This window comes from Herbaspirillum chlorophenolicum, assembly GCF_001189955.1.
In the GTDB taxonomy this organism is placed as follows: domain Bacteria; phylum Pseudomonadota; class Gammaproteobacteria; order Burkholderiales; family Burkholderiaceae_D; genus Herbaspirillum; species Herbaspirillum chlorophenolicum.
The window spans coordinates 115,400-135,069 of sequence record NZ_LFLT01000002.1; the positions used below are offsets into that span (position 1 = coordinate 115,400).

The following is a 19,670-nucleotide window of genomic DNA, read 5'->3' on the forward strand; positions in this document are numbered from 1 at the left end:
GAAATTACCGCGCTGTAAGTAAGGTTTAATGATTCAATGGTATTGTTTTCCATCAGAACTATCGTGAATCTGCTCGAGATCCGGTCAGATTCGAACAACTTCCTTGTTAAAGATAGCAATGGATAAAAATCAGAAAGTGGAATTGGAGCGCATCCAGAAGGAATTGATCGATGCGCACAACAAGGCGGCCTGGCAAATGGCCGCTACCATCATTAAGGCCTCCCTTGTCAAAAATGGCATGGACCAGCCGCCTACAGCCGCCGAGCTGGCTGCTCTCAATGCCACCATCACCAATTTGCGCAGCGTCGCCGAAGATGCGCTGGAATTGCTCAAGCGCTGACGGGCGTGCCTTGATTCCGGGTAACCGGGGCCCTCATTTTTTATCTCTTTCCTGATTGTCCTGCTTGCTTCGCCTCCAATACGGTGGCGAATCCGCCGTCAGGCAGCCGTCTTGGCATGTATGCGGTTTTATTCGTGGTCCGGCAAAACAATCGGCGGAACTACGGTAACTCGCTGCTATAATGCGATCCTTTTTCGGCGGCCAGCGCCGTTTCCACACGCCTGAGTGGTGAAATTGGTAGACACAGCGGACTTAAAATCCGCCGCTTACCCGCGAGGGGGCGTACCGGTTCGATTCCGGTCTCAGGCACCAATGCGGTACCGTTCCGCAACCCGGTCTTCGGGGCTTCAAAATATCCATCTCTCCTTTGTTTGCCGGCACTCCTGAGTGCAGGGGCGCGAGCCGTTTCCGGTTTCATTCCGAGGGCCTGGCCCCCGGCAAGCGGTGGCGAAAGAGTAAAATGGAGCCTTCATTCATCTTGAGAGCCACGACGATGACAGAAGCTGTAGTGAAGACGGTACAGTGCATTTCTCCCGGCGGACTGCACACGATGGCCTATAAGGAGTGGGGAGACCCCCGCAATCCCGATGTGCTGGTGTGCGTGCACGGCGTCACGCGCGTCTCGGACGATTTCGACCGCATGGCGCGCGAGCTGTGCGACACCTATCGGGTGGTCTGCCCCGACGTGGTCGGGCGTGGCCGTTCCGGACGACTGAGGAATCCCCAGTATTACACGGTGCCGCAATACGTCAGCGACATGGTGACTTTGCTGGCGCGCCTGGACGCGGAGATTGTCGACTGGTTCGGCACTTCCATGGGCGGCCTGATCGGCATGGGCCTGGCTTCGTTGCCGGACAATCCTATCCGCCGCCTGGTGCTCAATGACATCGGCCCCTCCATCAATGGCTCCGCTCTGGCGCGCATCGGCGAGTACATCGGCCAGGACGTGCGCTTCGACAGCTTTGGCGAAGCCGCGCAATACATCCGCACCATCTCGGCCAGCTTCGGTACGCACAGCGAGGAGGAATGGCACAAGCTGGCCAGCGACGTGCTGCGCCAGAATGATGACGGCAAGTGGGTTCGCCACTACGACTTGTCGCTGGCAGTGCCGTTCAAGCTGACCACGCCCGAGGCCGCTACCGTGGCCGAGCAGATGCTGTGGGCCGCATACGACGCTATCCGTTGCCCAACCTTGCTGGTGCGCGGAGCGAATTCCGACCTGCTGCTGCCTGAGGTGGCGCAGGCCATGACGCAGCGTGGGCCAAAGGCCCGGCTGGTTGAATTGCCTGATGTCGGCCATGCGCCGACCTTCATGCATGCGAACCAGATCGAAATCGCCAAACAGTTCCTGCTGGGCTGAGCTTTCAATTCTCCCCGGCACGATTCATCTTCACCTGTAACAGCAATAACGCATAAAGGAAGTCACATGTCTGTACAACGTCTTCATGTCGGAAAGCGCCTTTCCGAAGTTGCCATCCATAACGGCACCGTTTATCTGGCCGGCCAGATCGCCGAAGACACCGCCCAGAATATCGAAGGGCAGACCCGCGAAGTGCTGGGCCACATCGATCGCCTGCTGGCTGAAGCCGGCAGCGACAAGAGCAAGATCCTGTCGTGCCAGATCTTCCTCGCCGATGTGAAGGACTTCGCCGGTATGAATGCGGTGTGGGATGAGTGGGTTGCGCAAGGCAATGCGCCGCCGCGCGCCACCGTTGAATCCAAACTGGCCCGTCCCGAACTGCTGGTGGAAATCATCATCGTCGCAGCCCAGAAGTAAGCAGCCATGGTTTCAGTTGCAACCATACAGGGCGAAGGCCTGGCGGCGATCACCGCCGGTTTGGGGGCGGACGATGCTGCGCGCGTGGAAAAGGCGCTGGCCGAGGTCGAGCCCTTGTATGCAGACAGGCAGATCCTGTCAGGCCAAAACGCGCTGCAGTTCGTGTTCTCGGTCGCCTCGGTGCTGACCGCCCTGAACGCGGACGCGCAGACGCGCATTGCCGGACTGCTGTTTGAGGCGCAGATGCTGCATCCAGAACTGGATGAAAAGTGGGAAGATCGCTTCGGCAAGGAAATTACCGACCTGGTCGGCGGCGTGCGCCAACTGATGCGCTTCCACAGCCTGACTTTCCAGCCGCCGCAGCAGGAAGTCCTGCGCGGGAAGAATGCAGCACAGCAGGCGGCCGCCCAAGTCGAGACGCTGCGCAAGATGCTGCTGGCGATGGCTTCCGACATGCGTGCCGTGCTGGTGCGGCTGGCCTCCCGCGTGGCAACTTTGCGCTATTTTGCCGAGATCAAGCAGGAAAACGAAGTCAGCCGCCAATATGCGCGCGAAACCTTCGATCTTTATGCGCCATTGGCCAACCGTCTTGGCATCTGGCAGCTCAAGTGGGAGCTGGAAGACTTGTCTTTCCGCTTTCTAGAACCGGCCACCTACAAGCGCATCGCCAAGATGCTGGAAGAGAAGCGGCTTGAGCGCGAACAGTTTGTGGCCAATGCGATTACCCGTTTGCGCTCGGAGCTCGCCTCGCTGGATATCAAGGCCGAAGTCAGCGGCAGGCCCAAGCACATCTACAGTATCTGGAACAAGATGCGCGGCAAAGCGATCGACTTTTCCGAGCTTTACGATGTGCGCGCATTCCGGGTGATCGTCGACGATGTCAAGACTTGCTATACGGTGCTGGGCATCGTGCACGATATCTGGACGCCGATTCCCGAGGAGTTCGACGACTATATTTCCCGCCCCAAGCAGAACGGCTACCAGTCTTTGCACACGGTTGTGGTAGCCGAAGACGGCCGGGCGCTGGAAGTGCAGATCCGTACGCATGAGATGCACCATTTCGCCGAATACGGCGTGGCGGCGCATTGGCGTTACAAGGAAAGCGGCGGTTCAAATTTCGCCGCGCAAAAGTACGATGAAAAAATTGCGTGGCTGCGCCAGTTGCTGGCCTGGAAATCGGAGGTTACCGACGCCGTCGTGGATCAGGATGAAGTGCGCCGCGACTGGGTGGAGAAGCTCAAGGCGACCACCCTGGACGAGCGCATCTATGTGCTGACGCCGCAGGCGCGGGTGATCGAGTTGCCCAACGGCGCCACCCCGATTGATTTCGCTTACCACTTGCATAGCGATGTCGGCCATCGTTGCCGCGGCGCGCGGGTGGATGGCGTGATGGTGCCGCTGAATACGCCCTTGAAGAATGGGCAGACGGTGGAAATCATTACCGTCAAGAGCGGCCCGGGCGTCGGGCCGTCGCGCGATTGGCTGAGTTCAGGGTATGCGGCGAGCTCGCGCACCCGCTCCAAGGTGCGTGCCTGGTTCAATGCGATCGAGCAGCAAGAGACCTTGTCGGTGGGGCGTGGCCTGCTGGAAAAGACCTTGCAGCGAGAGGGCAAGACGGCGGTCAACTTGGAAGAGCTGGCCCAGAAGCTGGGCTTCGCCAAGGTGGATGACCTGTGCCTGTCGCTGGGCAAGGATGAGTTCAGTCTGCGCCACGTCGAGCAGGCGCTGCACGATGCCGAGGCCAAGAAGCCGGAGATCGACGACGAGGCCGCGATCACGCGCAAGAGTCGTGCATCGAGCATCGTGCAGGGCGCCAAGTCCGGCGTGCTGGTAGTCGGTACCGATGGCTTGCTGACCCAGCTGGCGCGCTGCTGCAAGCCGGCGCCGCCGGATCCGATCGCCGGTTTCGTCACGCGCGGCAAAGGCGTGTCGATCCATCGCGTGAGCTGCAAGAACTTCGCCGAGATGAGTTCCCATGCGCCTGAGCGTGTGATCCAGACGACCTGGGGGGCGCCGGCCAAGGATACGGTCTATCCGGTCGATATCTTTGTACTGGCCAATGACAGGCAGGGTTTGCTGCGCGATATCTCCGATATCTTCTTGCGCGACAAAATCAATGTGATCGGTGTGAGCACGCAGAGCGCGCGAGGCCATGCACGCATGGCCTTTACCGCTGAAATCGCTTCGACCGAGCAGTTGCAGAAGGCCCTGACGGTGATTCGCGAGGTAAAGGGCGTCATTGAGGTGAAGCGGCAATAGATGGTGCAGGGAAGTGACTGTGGAACTGCCGGCGGCATGAGCGCCGGCAGTTCCAGTGTTGTGATGCGGGAGGCATTGGCCGTATGAGAAAAATATTTCAGGTTTTTTCTTTTACCCCTTTGCAAAATTTAAAAAGCCCCCTATAATCTCGCTTCTTCGTTAGGCGCGTAGCTCAGCTGGTTAGAGCACTACCTTGACATGGTAGGGGTCGTTGGTTCGAGTCCAATCGTGCCTACCAATTCTTCTGATGGTTCGGTTGAGTTGGGTAGCGAAGTCAAACTGAAATGGAAGCGCATTCGCAGCTTCCATTTTTGTTTTCTGCCCTTCGTTTTTTACTTTCCCTTGATTTTTAATTCAGTGCGTATTTTTTCGTTACGTTAGGCACGATGTCGGGCGTGGAAAAAATGTACGAACGGGCTTGGTATTGGCCCGCACATGAAATTTATTTTCGTTTAGGGTGCTCGCAGTCAATGGTCGCGTAATTATTCGTGATTAAAATTTTGCTGTGTTGCGGAAACTTTTTTAAAATGTTTTAAACTGAGAGTCGAATTTTTTCTATTTCCCTCTCTCCAAGCTCTATCTTTATACAGGCGTTCGATTACCTATGGCAGCAGATGACCAGTATTTCCTCGTGGTTGATGACTTTTCGACAATGCGGCGTATCGTTAGCGGCTTGCTGAAGGAGTTGGAGTACAACAAGATTGTCGAGGCGGATGACGGCTCTTCGGCCATGAAGGTGCTGGAGGCGGGCGCCTTGCCGGTGACTTTTGTGCTTACCGACTGGAACATGCCGGTAATGGATGGCCTGACGTTGCTCAAGAAGATTCGTTCGACGCCATCCCTGAGCCATTTGCCGGTGCTGATGATTACGGCGGAGGCCAAGAAGGAAAATATCGTCGAGGCTGCGCAGTCGGGGGCGGACGGTTATATCGTCAAGCCTTTTAATGCCGCGACCTTGAAAGAAAAGATCGAAAAGATCCTGGCGCGGCGCGCCAATCTGGAAAAGGCGTAAGCGCTCTTCCGCGGAATATAAAACGGCATCCTGGTGGATGCCGTTTTCATTTGTGCGCTTGTCCGGTATGCGATGCGGGAAGGGCGTTAATCCTGCTTGAGCCCGAAATAGGGCAGGATGTCGCCGCGTGTCCATGATTTGATTTCATCGCCGTTCAGCAGTACCCGGTATTCCAGGTGGCGCACTCCATCGCCCAGTTCCACCGTGCGGCTCTGTAACGTGTATTCGACGTTATTGATGACGGTCAGGTGTTCGATGCAATTGTGTTCGTCTGGCATGATGCGATTCTCCATAATCTATCTAAATCCTAGCATGGGAGTGGGGATAAATTGATGACCGTTGTGTGTTAAAAAACGCATTTGCAACTGTAAGCGGCGAAGATTCTTGCGTGATCGTCCTGTTGAGCTGGTTGTAATCGATAGTTGATATTTGTCGTTACTCTACGTACTTATGAGTGAAGTTGTTTTTATATCATTAATATTGCCTGGTGGTGAAAAGAAGATCCAGTAAAGCCGATAAATTAATTTGTTATAATTTCGGCTTGCGCACGCTTGATGTTGTTTTCAAAAGATGACAATGCGGCATTGCAATGGATTCACCACATTCTGTAAGAGCGAGAAAGGCAAACCGGTTATGACACCGCGAACTACCACCGAGTTTTTTGCGCGACGCTAGTCGGGTTCTTTTTCGTTTTCTGAAAAAGCGCGGCTGGTCCGCGTTTTTTTTCGTCCGTCATTTCGACATCAATACCCAAATCAGGCAAGGCAGCATGGCTGCCGACATGGAGTGCAAAATGGTTTCAGTTCGTCTTCCCGATGGTTCACAACGCCAATTCGACGGTCCGGTAACAGTGGCGCAGGTCGCCGCCAATATCGGCGCCGGCTTGGCCAAGGCCGCGCTGGCCGGCCGTATCGACGGCAAGCTGGTCGACACCTCGTACCTGATCGACAAGGATTCCGACCTGGCTATCGTGACCGACAAGGATGCGGATGGCCTGGAGGTGATCCGCCATTCAACCGCCCACTTGCTGGCCTACGCGGTCAAGGAACTGTTTCCCGATGCGCAGGTGACCATCGGCCCGGTGATCGACAATGGTTTCTACTACGACTTTTCGTACAAGCGCCCCTTTACTCCGGACGACCTTGAGGCGATCGAAAAGAAGATGGCCGAACTGGCCAAGAAGGATGAGCCGGTGACCCGCAAGGTGTTGCCGCGCGACGAGGCGGTGGCTTACTTCAAGTCGATCGGCGAAGACTACAAGGCCGAAATCATTGCTTCGATTCCACAAAATGAGGATGTGTCGCTGTACACCGAGGGCGGCTTCACTGACTTGTGCCGCGGACCGCACGTGCCCTCTACCGGCAAGCTCAAGGTATTCAAGCTGATGAAGCTGGCTGGCGCCTACTGGCGCGGCGACTCCAACAACGAGATGCTGCAGCGTGTCTACGGCACTGCCTGGGCCAAGAAGGAAGACCAGGAGGCCTACCTGCACATGCTGGAAGAGGCTGAAAAGCGCGACCACCGCAAACTCGGCCGCGCGCTGGACCTGTTCCACTTCCAGGACGAAGCGCCTGGCCTGATCTTCTGGCATCCCAAGGGATGGTCGATCTGGCAGCAAGTCGAGCAATACATGCGCCGGGTCTACCAGGATAGCGGCTATCAAGAGGTGAAGGCGCCGCAGATCCTGGACCGTTCGCTGTGGGAAAAGACCGGCCACTGGGATAACTACCGCGAAAACATGTTTACGACCGAGTCGGAAAACCGCGCTTACGCGTTGAAGCCGATGAATTGCCCGGGCCATATCCAGATCTTCAACTCCGGCCTGCACAGCTACCGCGACCTGCCGCTGCGCTACGGCGAATTCGGGCAATGCCACCGCAACGAGCCTTCCGGTGCGTTGCACGGCATGATGCGCGTGCGCGGTTTTACCCAGGATGACGGCCACATCTTCTGTACCGAAGACCAGGTGCAGGAAGAGGTTGCGGCCTTCAACAAGGTGGTGCGCGAGGTTTATGACAACTTCGGCTTCAAGGATGTGGCGGTCAAGCTGGCCCTGCGCCCGGAAAAGCGCATCGGCGCGGAAGAGGTCTGGGACAAGGCTGAGAACGCGCTGCGCGAAGCCATCCGTGCATCCGGCTCGGAATGGGAAGAGCTGCCGGGCGAGGGGGCTTTCTACGGCCCCAAGATCGAATACCACTTGAAGGATTCGATCGGCCGTTCCTGGCAGTGCGGCACCATGCAGGTCGATTTCTCGATGCCGGCGCGCCTGGGCGCGGAATATGTCACGGAAGACAACGGCCGCAAGGTGCCGGTCATGCTGCACCGGGCGATCGTCGGTTCGCTGGAGCGTTTCATCGCGATCCTGATTGAAAACCACGCCGGCGCCATGCCGCTGTGGCTTGCTCCTGTGCAAGTTGTCATCCTGAATATTTCCGACGCGCAAGCCGATTACGTGAAGAACGTTGCACAAACGCTGAAAAAACAAGGGTTTAGGGTTGAGACCGATTTGCGTAACGAAAAGATTACCTATAAAATACGGCAGCATTCTATTCAGAAGCCGCCCTATATCTTGGTTGTCGGCGATAAAGAACGGGATGCAAACACAGTGGCCGTGCGTGCGCGGGGCAATGTCGATCTGGGCGTAATGTCCATCGACACCTTGGTGGAGCGCCTCAAGACTGAGGTGGAAGCCAAAGCCTGATCAGTCGATCGGAGGAAGCGAATGCTTCCTTCTCAGCGCAAGAGCACGGCTTAATTTATTGGTTTTTAAAAGGAAACTGCAATAGCTACTGACAAGTCGCATCGCCTGAATCGCGAAATCACTGCGCCGGAAGTGCGCTTATCGGGTGTCAATAACGAGCCGCTGGGCATCGTCAGTCTGGCCGAAGCCATTCGGCTGTCTGAAGAGGCGGAAGTGGACCTGGTTGAGATTGCGCCAACTGCACAGCCCCCGGTTTGCCGCCTGATGGATTATGGCAAGTTCAAGTACCAGGAGCAGAAGAAGGCCCACGAAGCCAAGCTCAAGCAGAAGGTCATCCAGGTCAAGGAAGTCAAGTTCCGCCCGGGTACCGATGATGGCGATTACAACATCAAGCTGCGCAACTTGACCAAGTTCCTGGATGAAGGCGATAAAACCAAGATCACGCTGCGTTTCCGCGGTCGTGAGATGGCGCACCAGGAAATCGGTATGCGTATGCTGGAGCGCTTGAAGGCAGACCTGGAGCCCTACGGCCAGGTCGAGCAGTTTCCCAAGATGGAAGGCCGCCAGATGATCATGGTGCTGGCGCCCAAGAAAAAGAAGTAAGTCGAAGTTTGCCGTATCCGGATGGCGTCTCCCGATGCCGTCTGCGCTGTGAAAGCAGTGAAGTGTAGGGCCGACAAAGGATTTGCCGGCCGCAGTCAAATGCGGTGGGCAAAAGCAGCGGAGGGTGAAATACCCGCCGCTGTCAAATAAGTGAGAGCAGGCATCAAAGAGCAGCGAGCATTGCTGCCACCTGCAATCATCAAAAAATGGAGCTGTCCGGAAGGACAGAGTTGCTATGCCTAAGATGAAAACGAAGAGCAGCGCGAAGAAGCGTTTTCGCGTGCGCCCAGGCGGCACCGTCAAGCGCGGTCAAGCCTTCAAGCGTCACATTCTGACCAAGAAGACCACCAAGAACAAACGCCAATTGCGCGGTGCAGTGGGAGTCCATGAGACTAACCTGACATCGGTTCGCGCAATGCTGCCGTTCGCTTAACCTCACACTCAATTAAGGAGCTACTATGCCTAGAGTCAAACGTGGGGTAACAGCGCGTGCCCGTCACAAGAAAGTCCTCGCCCTCGCCAAGGGTTACCGCGGTCGCCGCAAAAACGTCTACCGTATCGCCAAGCAAGCAGTCATGCGCGCTGGTCAATACGCGTACCGTGACCGCCGTAACAAGAAGCGCGTGTTCCGTGCCCTGTGGATCGCCCGTATCAACGCCGCTGCCCGTCAGCATGGCGTGACCTACAGCGTGTTCATGAACGGCCTGAAGCGCGCTTCGATCGAGCTGGACCGCAAGGTTCTGGCCGACATGGCTGTCACCGACAAGGCTGCTTTTGCTGCCATCGTCAACCAGGTGAAGGCCAACATCGCTGCCGCCTGATCGTCAGCGTGTTGATGCGGTTGCCGACCGCTGAATGGTTCAACGCCTAAAGTAGTACAGCAGTCGGCGCTGCAAAATCCTGCGGGGCAAAGGTGTAATACCGATGCCCCGTATGTTTTTGATCCACCGATTTGTGGATCTTCTTCTTTTCGACTTCGTCGTCGGATTTTCGATTGGAGCGAGACTTACCGCATGAATCCCCTAGACCAACTCGTGGCGCAGGCGCAGAGCGATTTCACCGCCGCGACCGATGCTGCCGCACTGGAAAACGCCAAGGCAAAATATCTGGGCAAGACCGGCCAGATCACCGAGCAGATGAAGGGGCTGGGCAAGCTGGCCCCTGAAGAGCGCAAGGCGCAGGGGGCGATCATCAACGTCGCCAAGGAACAGATCGAAAACGCGCTGACCGCACGCCGTGACGAACTGTCGAATGCGCAGATGCAGGCGCGCCTGAATGCGGAAGCGATCGATGTCACGCTGCCCGGCCGCGGCCGCGGCGTTGGCGGCATCCACCCGGTGATGCGCTCGTGGCAGCGCGTCGAGGAAATCTTCCGTTCGATCGGCTTCGACGTGGCCGACGGCCCCGAGATCGAAACCGACTGGACCAATTTCACCGCATTGAACAGCCCGGAAAACCACCCGGCCCGTTCGATGCAGGACACCTTCTACATCGAAGGCAACGATACGCAGGGCAAGCCCTTGCTGCTGCGTACCCACACCAGCCCGATGCAGGTGCGTTACGCGCGCATGAACAAGCCGCCGATCAAGGTGATCGCGCCCGGCCGTACCTACCGCGTCGACAGCGATGCTACCCACTCGCCAATGTTCCACCAGGTCGAAGGCCTGTGGATCGCCGAGGACATCAGCTTCGCCGACTTGAAGGGCGTCTACCTCAATTTCGTCAAGGCCTTCTTCGAGACCGACGACCTGCAGGTGCGTTTCCGCCCATCCTATTTCCCGTTCACCGAACCCTCGGCCGAAATCGACATCGCCTTCGGCAGCGGCCCGCTGAAGGGGCGCTGGCTGGAAGTCTCCGGCGCCGGCCAGGTGCATCCGACCGTGGTGCGCAACATGGGGCTGGATCCCGAGCAATACATCGGCTTCGCGTTCGGCTCCGGCCTCGAGCGCCTGACCATGCTGCGCTATGGGATCAACGACCTGCGCCTGTTCTATGAAGGCGACCTGCGTTTCCTCAAGCAATTCAATTAAACCGATAACGAGCGGCACCGCCTGCGTGGGCGGTGCACGTCCGGCTGATAGCTGAAACTGAAAGTCTGAATCATGCAATTCTCCGAAAACTGGTTGCGCACGATGGTCAATCCGAACATGACGTCGGATGAACTCTCGCATTTGCTGACGATGTCCGGCCTGGAAGTGGAGGAGGTGGAGCCGGTTGCTCCCCCATTCACCAATGTCGTGGTGGGCGAAGTGCTGGAAGTGGCCAAGCACCCCGATGCCGATCGCCTCAACGTGTGCCGCGTCAACGTGCATACCGGCACCATCCTCAACATCGTGTGCGGCGCACCCAACGTGCGCCCCGGGTTGAAGGTGCCATGCGCGATGGTTGGCGCCGTGCTGCCGCCGGGCACAGATGGCAAGCCTTTCGAGATCAAGGTTGGCAAGCTGCGCGGCGTGGAGTCGCAGGGCATGCTGTGCTCGGCGCGCGAGCTGAAGCTGTCGGAGGACCATGGCGGCCTGATGGAGCTGCCCGACGACGCACCGGTCGGCCAGAATTTCCGTGATTACCTGCAGTTGAACGACCTCAAGTTCACCATCAAGCTCACCCCCAACAAGGCGGACTGCCTGTCGGTGCTGGGCGTGGCGCGCGAAGTGTCGGCACTGACCGGCACGCCGCTGAAGGCGCCGCAGTTCCAGACGGTTGCCGTCAACCTGGACGAAAAACTGCCGGTGCGCATTTCCGCGCCCGACCTGTGCGGCCGTTTCGCCGGCCGCGTGATCCGCGGCCTCAATGCCAAGGCGCCGACCCCGCAATGGATGAAGCAGCGCCTGGAGCGCAGCGGCCAACGCTCGATCTCGGCGCTGGTGGACATCTCCAACTACGTCATGCTGGAACTGGGCCGCCCGTCGCACGTGTTCGACCTGGACAAGATTCATGGCGGCCTCGACGTGCGCTGGGGCAAGAAGGGCGAATCGCTCAAGCTCCTGAACGGCAACACCGTGGAAGTCGACGAATGGGTCGGCGTGATCTCCGACGACCGCGAAATCGAATCGCTGGCCGGCATCATGGGTGGCGACGCCACCGCCGTGTCGCTGGACACCACCAATATCTACCTGGAAGCCGCCTTCTGGTTCCCGCAGGCGATCCAGGGCCGCGCACGCCGCTACAACTTCTCGACCGATGCCGCGCACCGTTTCGAACGCGGGGTGGATTTCGCCACCGTGGTCGAGCACATTGAGCGCATCACGGCACTGCTGATCGAGATCTGCGGTACGCCCGACACCAAGATCGGCCAGGTCGACGACCAGGTCGTCAACCTGCCCAAGCGCAATCCCGTGCAGTTGCGCACCGCGCGCGCTGCCAAGGTGATTGGCGTCGAGATCACCGATGAGATGGTGGCCGATATTTTCAAGCGCCTGGGTTTATCGTTTACCCAGGAACCCGGCCTGTTCTCGGTGACGCCGCCGTCCTACCGTTTCGACATCGAGATCGAGGAAGACCTGATCGAAGAGGTCGCCCGCGTCTACGGCTTCGAGAACATTCCGACGTTGCCGCCGGTGGCTGCCAACGCGATGCGTATCGCACCGGAAGAGTCGCGCTCCCTGTTTGCGATCCGCCGCCTGCTGGCCGACCAGGATTATCAGGAAGTGGTCAATTTCAGTTTCGTGGAAACGGCATGGGAAGCGGACTTCGCCGGCAATACCGACCCGATCAAGCTGCTCAATCCCATCGCCAGCCAGATGGGCGTAATGCGCTCATCGCTGATCGCCGGCCTGGTGGCCAATGCGCGCTACAACATCAACCGCAAGGCCTCGCGCATTCGTGTGTTTGAAGTCGGTGCGGTGTTCGCCAAGAATCCTGCCATCGTCGACGGCCCGCTATCGGTGGCCGGCTTCGAGCAGCCAAAGCGCGTCGGCGCGCTGGCCTATGGGGCGGTGGCCGAAGAGCAATGGGGCCAGCCCAGCCGCAATGTGGATTTCTTCGATGTCAAAGCTGACCTGGAAGCCTTGTTTGCCCCACGCACGTTGCGCTTCGCCAAGATCGACCATCCGGCGCTGCACCCGGGCCGTTCGGCCAGCGTGATGCTGGGCGAAGAGGTGATCGGCGTGATCGGTGAGCTGCACCCCAAGTGGCAGCAAAAGTACGACCTGCCATTGCCGCCCGTGGTGTTCGAAGTCAGCGCTGATGCACTGCAGCAGCGCGACTTGCCGTCCTATGCCGAAATCTCCAAATTCCCGGCAGTCAGCCGCGACCTCGCGCTGGTCGTCAAGCAGCCGGTGGCAGCCCAGCAACTGCTGGATGTTTTCGCCGTGGAGAAGCAGGCCAATCCGGCATGCGCTATCATCCAAGCCATTGTTTTATTTGATGAATATCAGGGCAAGGGGCTGGAAAATGACGAAAAAAGCCTTGCGTTCCGATTCACCATGCAAGATACTCAAAACACCCTTCAGGATGACAAAGTCGACGTTGCGATGAATGCACTGGTGACAGCTGCAAGCGCAAAGCTTGGCGCCAGATTACGTGCCTGATGTGAGTCCCCGAAAAATAATTACGGACCGGAACCGGTAAGACGGCCAAGCCATTCATCGCCATGAACAACGTGAATTCAAACGAATTTCAATCCGTGCTGGACGCCGACCTGCAGCGCGCCGTGCTGGAATCCCAGGCGCGCTCGCAGGCCGAAAAAAACCTGCCGACGCTGACCAAGGCCGAACTGGCCGAACTTTTATTTGAACAGGTCGGTCTGAACAAGCGCGAAGCGAAAGACATGGTGGAAACCTTTTTCGATGAGATTCGCAACGCGCTTGAGCGCGGCGAGGCGGTCAAGCTGTCCGGCTTCGGTAACTTTCAGTTACGTGACAAGCCCCAGCGTCCAGGCCGCAATCCGAAGACCGGTGAAGAAATTCCCATTACGGCAAGGCGCGTGGTCACGTTCCATGCCAGTCAGAAATTGAAGGAAATGGTGGAGCTCTCCAACGGCAACTCCGTTGAACTGTCCGTCTAATCTATGAACGATCGTGTCAATAAACCTGCGGCAATCGTTTTGCCGCCGATTCCCGCCAAGCGCTATTTCACGATCGGCGAGGTCAGCGAATTGTGCGGCGTCAAGCCGCACGTGCTGCGTTACTGGGAGCAGGAATTCACCCAGTTGAAGCCGGTCAAGCGTCGCGGCAATCGCCGCTATTACCAGCATCATGAAGTGCTGCTGATCCGCCGCATCCGCGAGCTGCTGTATGAACAAGGCTTTACCATCAGCGGCGCCCGCAACAAGCTGGATGGGAGCAATGGGCTCGAGCAGCCTGAAGTCTTTCAGGAGCCGGCCATCAGTCTGGACGAGGCCGGCATCGAGAAGATTCGCGAAGAATTGCGCGCGGTACTGCATACCTTGAGGCCAGGGGCGCTTGCCTGATTTCTGCCTGCCTGGAGGTCCATTTGAAAACCGCTGCATGTCATGCAGCGGTTTTTTTATTGATATGTGCTTGCGGGAGGAGGAGTGAGGGCGGGCGCCGTACTTGGCGCGGCATCATCCCTTCCTGCGCCGGCCGTGTAATGAAAGGAGCGTCACATGAAACATCAATGGCGGCCCATGGTGGCTGCGGATTTGCCGAAGGTCATGGCCATGGCGGCTGTCGTGCACGCCGGTTATTTCGAGGAAGAGCAGGTCTTTGCGGAGCGCCTGGCATTGTTCGCAGCAGGCTGCTGGATAGCGGAACGCACGGACGGTGCGCTGCCGCCGCAGCCGGTCGGCTATGCGGTGATGCACCCGGCACGGCTCGGATATCCGCCATCGCTCAATTCTCTCCTGCACACGCTGGACGATCATGCGGATTGCCTCTATCTGCATGATGTAGCCTTGCTTGCCGATGCGCGCGGCGCGGGTCTTGGCCACGCCTTGCTGGCGATCCTGCGCGAGCAGATGCGGCATTCCGGCCTGACGCAGGCGGCGCTGGTCGCAGTGCACAGTTCCCGGCCGTACTGGGAGGCGGCGGGCTTCGCCGTCCTGCAGCAGATGCCGGCAGCATTGTCGGAAAAACTGGCGAGCTACGACAGGCAGGCGGTGTACATGGTAATGACATCTGCCGACGCCATTGGGTGAGTCGGCGTCCTATGCGCCGATGACGAAATTCAGGACAACACAGAATAACGAAAACTGAATGGGAAAGGGCCGGCATGCATATTGGCTGGCCGATCTTGGCAGATGCCGTAGAGGGCCGCTTCCTCTTTAAAGCGGTTCAGTGCGGATGAATGCCTGTTCCCGGCCCGACAATTTCATCGCAATTTCCTGGAGCAGGTCATGGGTGGGGGCTGGCTTGCCTCCGGTCCCAAGCAGCAGGGCTGCGATGAGAATGGCGGGCGCCCATTTGGCTGAGAGCCGGCCTGGTGCAACATCGTAACTGCGGCAAAAAGCCCATGCGGCTATTGCGCCGGTCATCAGGCCGGCAATGACTTCCGATTCAGAATGCAGATGCAGCAGCAGGCGCGAGGCGCCCACGGTAAGCACCAGGGCGGTGGCGATGCCCAGCAGAACCAGGGGAAGGTGCGGTGAGCGCTCCCTGCCGAACAGGAATGCCGCTGACAGGTAGACTGCCGCGGCAGAGGCGGTATGTCCGCTGATGCCGGTGAAGTTGATGAAGGGCGGACGAATATCCCAGCCCATGAACAGGAGCTTGCTGATAACGACAAGCAGCATCGCGCAGCAAAAATAAAAAAGCCATCGGGCGGCCTGTTTCCAGGCGCCGTTCAATGCGAGCCAGATGGCAAGAACAAAGGCGCCGGGGACAGTGATTGCGCTGTCTCCAAGGGAAGTGACTGCATTCCAGATCGTCATCATCAATACATCAAAAAGAAGTGCTGTTATTCAAATGCAGCCAGCGCTGCCGGAGTGAACACTGCCGGCAGGCGTGATCTACCTATTCCATTGGAAATTGTGCCAGTTGTTGCTGAGGTGAGGCGACGCTGGATGGAGTTTTTTCGCGCGCAAAAATTCACCAAAATTTTCTCTGGCATGCAAATGCAGGAGCATCTTTCGGCATCTCGTCGCATTGTCCTACAGCGCATGTAGGGATCTGCTGATTGACTTTTTTGGGGAAAATTTAATTAACACATTAATTTATATTTCGCAATACTTTTTCAACATTTATTTTGATTAAATGGGGAAAATGCTGCATGATGACATCTGATTTTTTCTGTTGCGACGCAGCAATGGACGGTTGGGAAAATTTCCTATGTTGAACTTTGCATAACAGGAAGGGATGTTGAACAGGATGACTTTGCGGTTTTCATTCGTTTTCTCTGGCCGATCAGGTGCCCCATTTATCGCTCTCGTAGCCTTGGGGACGCTGCATCCGGCCTATGCAGCCGATGAGGACGGCAAGGTTGTCACGCCCTATGCCCAGTACTCGATTCTCTATGACGACAATTTGCTGCGACTGCGTGATGAAAATGCCGCATTGTCCGCGGTCGGCACCACCCAGATGTCCGATTACGTACGCAATGCCGTCGGCGGGATCAAGATCGACAAGATGATCAGCCGCCAACACATCATGCTGGATGCGAGCTTGAACCGGACCAATTTTGATTATTTCAAGCAGTTCGATAACACCGGCAAGGATTTGAAGGCGGATTGGGGCTGGGTGGCTGGCGACTATCTGTCAGGCGATGTTGGCTATGTCTATTCCGAGGCGCTGACCCCATTCCAGAATTTTCGGGTGTTCGAGAAGAACATGCGGACCCAGAAAACAAGCTACGCGACGGCCGCATGGCGCATGCATCCGGACTGGACGCTGCGAACGCAATTTACGCGCTTCAGCCTGGATTACGACCTGGCGTCGCAACTGCCCAATACGCTGGAGCAGAACTCGGCCGAGCTGGGCTTGGACTACACCGCACGCAGCGGCAGTGTGGCGGGAATCCAATTACGTCATTCGCGCGGCACTTTTCCCTACACCACCGTCATCAGCGGCACCGAAATCAATAACTCGTTCAAGCAGGATGAGGTGAAGGCGAAGGTCCTGTGGCTGTTCAGCGGCAAGACGCGCTTGCAGTTCCTGGGCGGCTGGGTTGAGCGCACGCGCGACATGTCCGGTGCGGCCGATTATTCGGGCTTCAATGCACGCGTGATTGCAGACTGGGCGGCCACCGGCCAGACCCTGTTTACCGTCAACCTGTGGCGTGAAATCGGCGGCTTGAGCGATGTCGATGCGAACTATGCGCTGACCAACGGCGTCAGCCTGGCCGCGAAGCTGCAATCTTCCGACAAGCTGCGTTTCGACGGTTTTCTGGACTATGAAAAGCGCAATTACAACGGCGCGGCAGTGATTACCGGCGTAACGCCCTCATCCCGTCGCGACAAGTATGAAAAGGCCACCCTGAGCGTGACTTACTCGCCGACAACATCATTGTCATTGATCGGCTCGATCTTTCGCGAAAAGCTGCAGTCGAATATCGATAGTTTAGGTTACGTCTCCAACGGTATCGCGGTAACAACACGCTACGAGTTCTGAGGTCCGATATGAATGAGATCCATGACCATTTGCCCTTGCCGAACATCAAGCCTAATTCGGTTGCGCTGCTTTTCAAGCGCTTCCTTGAACCATCGTTCGTCGTTTCTTATCTGTGGCTGATCACCAAAATTGAACGGCAGCCTTTCAGCGGCGATTATTGGGTGCTGGCCATCATGGCGTTTTTTGCCAGCTCCTATATCTTCGGAGAAATGCATGGGAGGCGCTTGCGGCGCAACCCCAAGAGCGTGCGATGGATCGTGCCGATTTTCATCGACTGGCTGCTGGTCGTGGCTGTGCTTGCGGTACTGGGCTACGTGTGCGAACTGTACAGCTTGTTCACCGTCAAGATCATCGTGCCGTGGGTGATCGGCACGCCGTTCGGCCTTGTCGTGAGCCAGCATGCGCAGTCGCGCGTCATGAGGGACATGCGCACCAAGGGCGATATCGAGAAGGCCATCATCATCGGCGTCAATCCGGCATCGCTGAAACTGGCCGAGCGCCTGGCCGACTATCCCGCCCTGATGCTCAACCTGATGGGCTATTTCGACGACCGTGCGGTAGGGCGTCAGCCCGAGGGTACCTATACGCCCTTGCTGGGAAAGATGTCCGACGTGGCCGCCTATGTGCGCGAACACGGCATCAACCGGGTCTATATCAGCATGCCGATCTCGGCGCAGCCGCGCGTGCTGCAGGTCATCGACGAATTGCAGGATACGACCGCATCCGTCTACTTCATTCCCGATATCTACATCTTCAACCTGATCCAGGCACGGTTCGACTATGTCGGCGGCATGGCGGTGATGGGCATCTGCGAGACGCCCTTCACCGGCATCAACAAATTCGTCAAGCGTGCCAGCGACATCGTGCTGGCATCGATCATCCAGCTGATGCTGCTGCCGGTGATGCTGGTGATCGCAATCTGCGTCAAGGCGACTTCTCCCGGACCGGTGATCTTCAAGCAGCGCCGTTATGGCCTGGATGGCGAGGAAATCGTGGTCTACAAATTCCGTTCGATGACGGTGATGGAAGATGGCGGCAGCGTGCAGCAGGCCACCAAGGGCGACATGCGCCTGACCAAGATCGGCGGTTTCCTGCGCAAGTCGTCGCTGGATGAGCTGCCGCAGTTCTTCAACGTCATCCAGGGACGCATGAGCATTGTCGGGCCGCGTCCGCATGCGGTTGCCCACAACGAGCTGTACCGCAAGCAGATCAAGGGATACATGCTGCGCCACAAGGTCAAGCCCGGCATTACCGGCTGGGCGCAGGTCAACGGCTTGCGCGGCGAGACCGAGACGCTGGACAAGATGAGGGCGCGTATCGAGTTCGACCTTGAATACTTGCGCCGCTGGTCGCTGGTGTTCGACCTGTGGATCATCATCCAGACCGTGCGCATGGTGCTCAAGAAAGAGAACGCGTACTAAAAAGAAAAATAGCGCGCGGTTCACGTTTGTTCGAATGGTCATGAGATCGCCATCTGTCAGCTCAATGACGAGTTGACCAGGACTGGCGCGCAGAACCCGCTGGAATCAGTGCCATCGCAGCAATTCACAGGTGCGGCCGGCAGCGATGCTGTTACCCACGGCGTCGCAGGGCTGAAGTCTGGGCCCGAATGAAGAAGACGCACAAACCGGAAAAATTGGAGTCGAAAAATGATGAAAAGAGTTTTGCTGTTGCTGCTCGGATTGATGATTGCAGGCTGGGGCCCGGCCTCTACTGCAGCCGACATCCCGCTGGGACCGGGCGATGTGGTCAAGGTCAGTGTCTTCGGCAGCGACGACCTCACTTTGGAAACCCGCGTCAGCGAAGCTGGCAGCATCAGCTATCCGATGATCGGCGACGTCCAGGTGGCCGGCCTGTCGCCCGCGCAGGCATCGCGCAAGATGGCCGACCTGCTGCAGAAGGGCGGTTTCCTGGTCAACCCGCAGGTCAATATCCTGGTGACGGTGCCGCAAAGCCAGATGATTTCGGTGCTGGGACAGGTGATCAAGCCTGGCCGCTATCCGCTGGACGGACAGCGCAACGTGGCCGATGTGATCGCGCTGGCCGGCGGCGTTTCACCCGATGGCGGCGACAGCGTGACCATCGTGCGCACCGAGAATGGCCAGGTCACCAAGAAGCAGGTCGATATCTATGACCTGACCCACAACGGCGACGGCACAGCCTTGCCTTTCGTCGGACCCAACGATGTGGTCTATGTCGAGCGTTCGCAGAAGTTCTACATCTATGGCGAAGTGCAGCATCCCGGCATGTACCGGCTGGAGCGCGGCACTACCGTGCTGCAGGCATTGTCGGTCGGCGGCGGCCTGACCCTGCGCGGCACCGAGCGCGGGCTCAAGGTCAAGCGCAAGTCTGCAAGCGGCGAGATGGAAGAACTCTCGCTGAAGAAGGACGATCTGTTGAAGCCGGACGACATCGTCTACGTCAAGGAAAGCTGGTTCTGACCGCTCCGTTCCCACCATCACCCAGTCATCCAC

19 protein-coding genes and 2 tRNA genes are annotated in these 19,670 nt (G+C 57.8%); 19 read left to right on the forward strand and 2 right to left on the reverse strand.

Translation table 11 applies throughout. The annotated features are described in order from the left end of the window. Positions 1 to 118 precede the first annotated feature (118 nt). From AKL28_RS02140 to AKL28_RS02170, 7 genes are all read left to right on the forward strand, one after another. On the forward strand, positions 119 to 340 hold the full coding sequence (locus tag AKL28_RS02140) for a hypothetical protein (protein WP_050466415.1): 222 nt from the start codon (positions 119 to 121) through the stop codon (positions 338 to 340). 219 nt (positions 341 to 559) lie between these two features. Next, positions 560 to 652 (forward strand) — tRNA-Leu (locus AKL28_RS02145). Positions 653 to 833: 181 nt separating this feature from the next. Beyond that, positions 834 to 1,700, forward strand: coding sequence for an alpha/beta fold hydrolase (locus AKL28_RS02150; protein WP_050466416.1), 867 nt, complete (start codon positions 834 to 836; stop codon positions 1,698 to 1,700). A gap of 66 nt (positions 1,701 to 1,766) precedes the next feature. Further along, positions 1,767 to 2,117 (forward strand): RidA family protein, encoded by a 351-nt coding sequence (locus AKL28_RS02155; RefSeq protein WP_050466417.1) that lies wholly within the window; start codon positions 1,767 to 1,769, stop codon positions 2,115 to 2,117. A 6-nt stretch (positions 2,118 to 2,123) separates the two neighbouring features. Continuing rightward, positions 2,124 to 4,376: a RelA/SpoT family protein gene (locus AKL28_RS02160; protein WP_050466418.1), complete on the forward strand. Its 2,253-nt coding sequence runs from the start codon at positions 2,124 to 2,126 to the stop codon at positions 4,374 to 4,376. Between the two features lie 161 nt (positions 4,377 to 4,537). Continuing rightward, positions 4,538 to 4,614 (forward strand) — tRNA-Val (locus tag AKL28_RS02165). 366 nt (positions 4,615 to 4,980) lie between these two features. After that, positions 4,981 to 5,388, forward strand: coding sequence for a response regulator (locus AKL28_RS02170; protein ID WP_050466419.1), 408 nt, complete (start codon positions 4,981 to 4,983; stop codon positions 5,386 to 5,388). Between the two features lie 86 nt (positions 5,389 to 5,474). Here the strand turns inward: AKL28_RS02170 and AKL28_RS02175 are convergent, their stop codons facing one another. Continuing rightward, positions 5,475 to 5,666, reverse strand: coding sequence for a hypothetical protein (locus AKL28_RS02175; RefSeq protein WP_050466420.1), 192 nt, complete (start codon positions 5,664 to 5,666; stop codon positions 5,475 to 5,477). A 515-nt stretch (positions 5,667 to 6,181) separates the two neighbouring features. Between AKL28_RS02175 and thrS the strand changes: the two genes are divergently transcribed. From thrS to AKL28_RS02220, 9 genes are all read left to right on the forward strand, one after another. Continuing rightward, positions 6,182 to 8,089, forward strand: a complete 1,908-nt coding sequence (gene thrS, locus AKL28_RS02180) for a threonine--tRNA ligase (RefSeq protein ID WP_050466568.1) — start codon at positions 6,182 to 6,184, stop codon at positions 8,087 to 8,089. 81 nt (positions 8,090 to 8,170) lie between these two features. Then, complete coding sequence (infC, locus tag AKL28_RS02185) at positions 8,171 to 8,692, forward strand: translation initiation factor IF-3 (RefSeq protein ID WP_082221329.1); 522 nt, start codon at positions 8,171 to 8,173, stop codon at positions 8,690 to 8,692. Between the two features lie 235 nt (positions 8,693 to 8,927). Next, positions 8,928 to 9,125 carry a 50S ribosomal protein L35 gene (rpmI, locus tag AKL28_RS02190; protein WP_034291984.1) on the forward strand — a complete coding sequence of 66 codons (198 nt, stop codon included), beginning with the start codon at positions 8,928 to 8,930 and terminating at the stop codon, positions 9,123 to 9,125. 25 nt (positions 9,126 to 9,150) lie between these two features. Then, positions 9,151 to 9,513, forward strand: a complete 363-nt coding sequence (gene rplT, locus AKL28_RS02195) for a 50S ribosomal protein L20 (protein WP_050466422.1) — start codon at positions 9,151 to 9,153, stop codon at positions 9,511 to 9,513. Between the two features lie 192 nt (positions 9,514 to 9,705). Further along, positions 9,706 to 10,722, forward strand: a complete 1,017-nt coding sequence (gene pheS / locus AKL28_RS02200; RefSeq protein ID WP_050466423.1) for a phenylalanine--tRNA ligase subunit alpha — start codon at positions 9,706 to 9,708, stop codon at positions 10,720 to 10,722. 72 nt (positions 10,723 to 10,794) lie between these two features. Then, positions 10,795 to 13,221, forward strand: a complete 2,427-nt coding sequence (gene pheT, locus AKL28_RS02205; RefSeq protein ID WP_050466424.1) for a phenylalanine--tRNA ligase subunit beta — start codon at positions 10,795 to 10,797, stop codon at positions 13,219 to 13,221. Positions 13,222 to 13,283: 62 nt separating this feature from the next. Further along, complete coding sequence (locus tag AKL28_RS02210) at positions 13,284 to 13,697, forward strand: integration host factor subunit alpha (protein WP_082221330.1); 414 nt, start codon at positions 13,284 to 13,286, stop codon at positions 13,695 to 13,697. 3 nt (positions 13,698 to 13,700) lie between these two features. Further along, positions 13,701 to 14,102 (forward strand): MerR family transcriptional regulator, encoded by a 402-nt coding sequence (locus AKL28_RS02215; protein WP_050466425.1) that lies wholly within the window; start codon positions 13,701 to 13,703, stop codon positions 14,100 to 14,102. 156 nt (positions 14,103 to 14,258) lie between these two features. After that, complete coding sequence (locus tag AKL28_RS02220; protein WP_050466426.1) at positions 14,259 to 14,789, forward strand: GNAT family N-acetyltransferase; 531 nt, start codon at positions 14,259 to 14,261, stop codon at positions 14,787 to 14,789. A 126-nt stretch (positions 14,790 to 14,915) separates the two neighbouring features. Here the strand turns inward: AKL28_RS02220 and AKL28_RS02225 are convergent, their stop codons facing one another. Beyond that, on the reverse strand, positions 14,916 to 15,524 hold the full coding sequence (locus tag AKL28_RS02225; protein ID WP_231602306.1) for a phosphatase PAP2 family protein: 609 nt from the start codon (positions 15,522 to 15,524) through the stop codon (positions 14,916 to 14,918). Between the two features lie 499 nt (positions 15,525 to 16,023). On the opposite strand from AKL28_RS02225, the gene epsL reads away from it, so the two are divergent. From epsL to epsE, 3 genes are all read left to right on the forward strand, one after another. Continuing rightward, positions 16,024 to 17,196, forward strand: coding sequence for an XrtB/PEP-CTERM-associated polysaccharide biosynthesis outer membrane protein EpsL (epsL, locus tag AKL28_RS02230; RefSeq protein ID WP_231602307.1), 1,173 nt, complete (start codon positions 16,024 to 16,026; stop codon positions 17,194 to 17,196). A gap of 8 nt (positions 17,197 to 17,204) precedes the next feature. Beyond that, entirely contained in the window at positions 17,205 to 18,617 is a 1,413-nt protein-coding gene (locus tag AKL28_RS02235; protein ID WP_050466428.1) for an undecaprenyl-phosphate glucose phosphotransferase, read from the forward strand. Positions 18,618 to 18,848: 231 nt separating this feature from the next. Beyond that, positions 18,849 to 19,637 carry a polysaccharide export protein EpsE gene (gene epsE / locus AKL28_RS02240; protein WP_050466571.1) on the forward strand — a complete coding sequence of 263 codons (789 nt, stop codon included), beginning with the start codon at positions 18,849 to 18,851 and terminating at the stop codon, positions 19,635 to 19,637. Positions 19,638 to 19,670 lie beyond the last annotated feature (33 nt).

Excerpts from the sequence above, each read along its gene's own strand:
- AKL28_RS02140 (WP_050466415.1), top strand. The coding sequence starts at position 119 with ATGGATAAAAATCAGAAAGTGGAATTGGAGCGCATCCAGAAGGAATTG.
- AKL28_RS02150 (WP_050466416.1), top strand. The coding sequence starts at position 834 with ATGACAGAAGCTGTAGTGAAGACGGTACAGTGCATTTCTCCCGGCGGA.
- AKL28_RS02155 (WP_050466417.1), top strand. The coding sequence starts at position 1,767 with ATGTCTGTACAACGTCTTCATGTCGGAAAGCGCCTTTCCGAAGTTGCC.
- AKL28_RS02160 (WP_050466418.1), top strand. The coding sequence starts at position 2,124 with ATGGTTTCAGTTGCAACCATACAGGGCGAAGGCCTGGCGGCGATCACC.
- AKL28_RS02170 (WP_050466419.1), top strand. The coding sequence starts at position 4,981 with ATGGCAGCAGATGACCAGTATTTCCTCGTGGTTGATGACTTTTCGACA.
- AKL28_RS02175 (WP_050466420.1), bottom strand. The coding sequence starts at position 5,666 with ATGCCAGACGAACACAATTGCATCGAACACCTGACCGTCATCAATAAC.
- thrS (WP_050466568.1), top strand. The coding sequence starts at position 6,182 with ATGGTTTCAGTTCGTCTTCCCGATGGTTCACAACGCCAATTCGACGGT.
- rpmI (WP_034291984.1), top strand. The coding sequence starts at position 8,928 with ATGCCTAAGATGAAAACGAAGAGCAGCGCGAAGAAGCGTTTTCGCGTG.
- rplT (WP_050466422.1), top strand. The coding sequence starts at position 9,151 with ATGCCTAGAGTCAAACGTGGGGTAACAGCGCGTGCCCGTCACAAGAAA.
- pheS (WP_050466423.1), top strand. The coding sequence starts at position 9,706 with ATGAATCCCCTAGACCAACTCGTGGCGCAGGCGCAGAGCGATTTCACC.
- pheT (WP_050466424.1), top strand. The coding sequence starts at position 10,795 with ATGCAATTCTCCGAAAACTGGTTGCGCACGATGGTCAATCCGAACATG.
- AKL28_RS02210 (WP_082221330.1), top strand. The coding sequence starts at position 13,284 with ATGAACAACGTGAATTCAAACGAATTTCAATCCGTGCTGGACGCCGAC.
- AKL28_RS02215 (WP_050466425.1), top strand. The coding sequence starts at position 13,701 with ATGAACGATCGTGTCAATAAACCTGCGGCAATCGTTTTGCCGCCGATT.
- AKL28_RS02220 (WP_050466426.1), top strand. The coding sequence starts at position 14,259 with ATGAAACATCAATGGCGGCCCATGGTGGCTGCGGATTTGCCGAAGGTC.
- AKL28_RS02225 (WP_231602306.1), bottom strand. The coding sequence starts at position 15,524 with ATGATGACGATCTGGAATGCAGTCACTTCCCTTGGAGACAGCGCAATC.
- AKL28_RS02235 (WP_050466428.1), top strand. The coding sequence starts at position 17,205 with ATGAATGAGATCCATGACCATTTGCCCTTGCCGAACATCAAGCCTAAT.
- epsE (WP_050466571.1), top strand. The coding sequence starts at position 18,849 with ATGAAAAGAGTTTTGCTGTTGCTGCTCGGATTGATGATTGCAGGCTGG.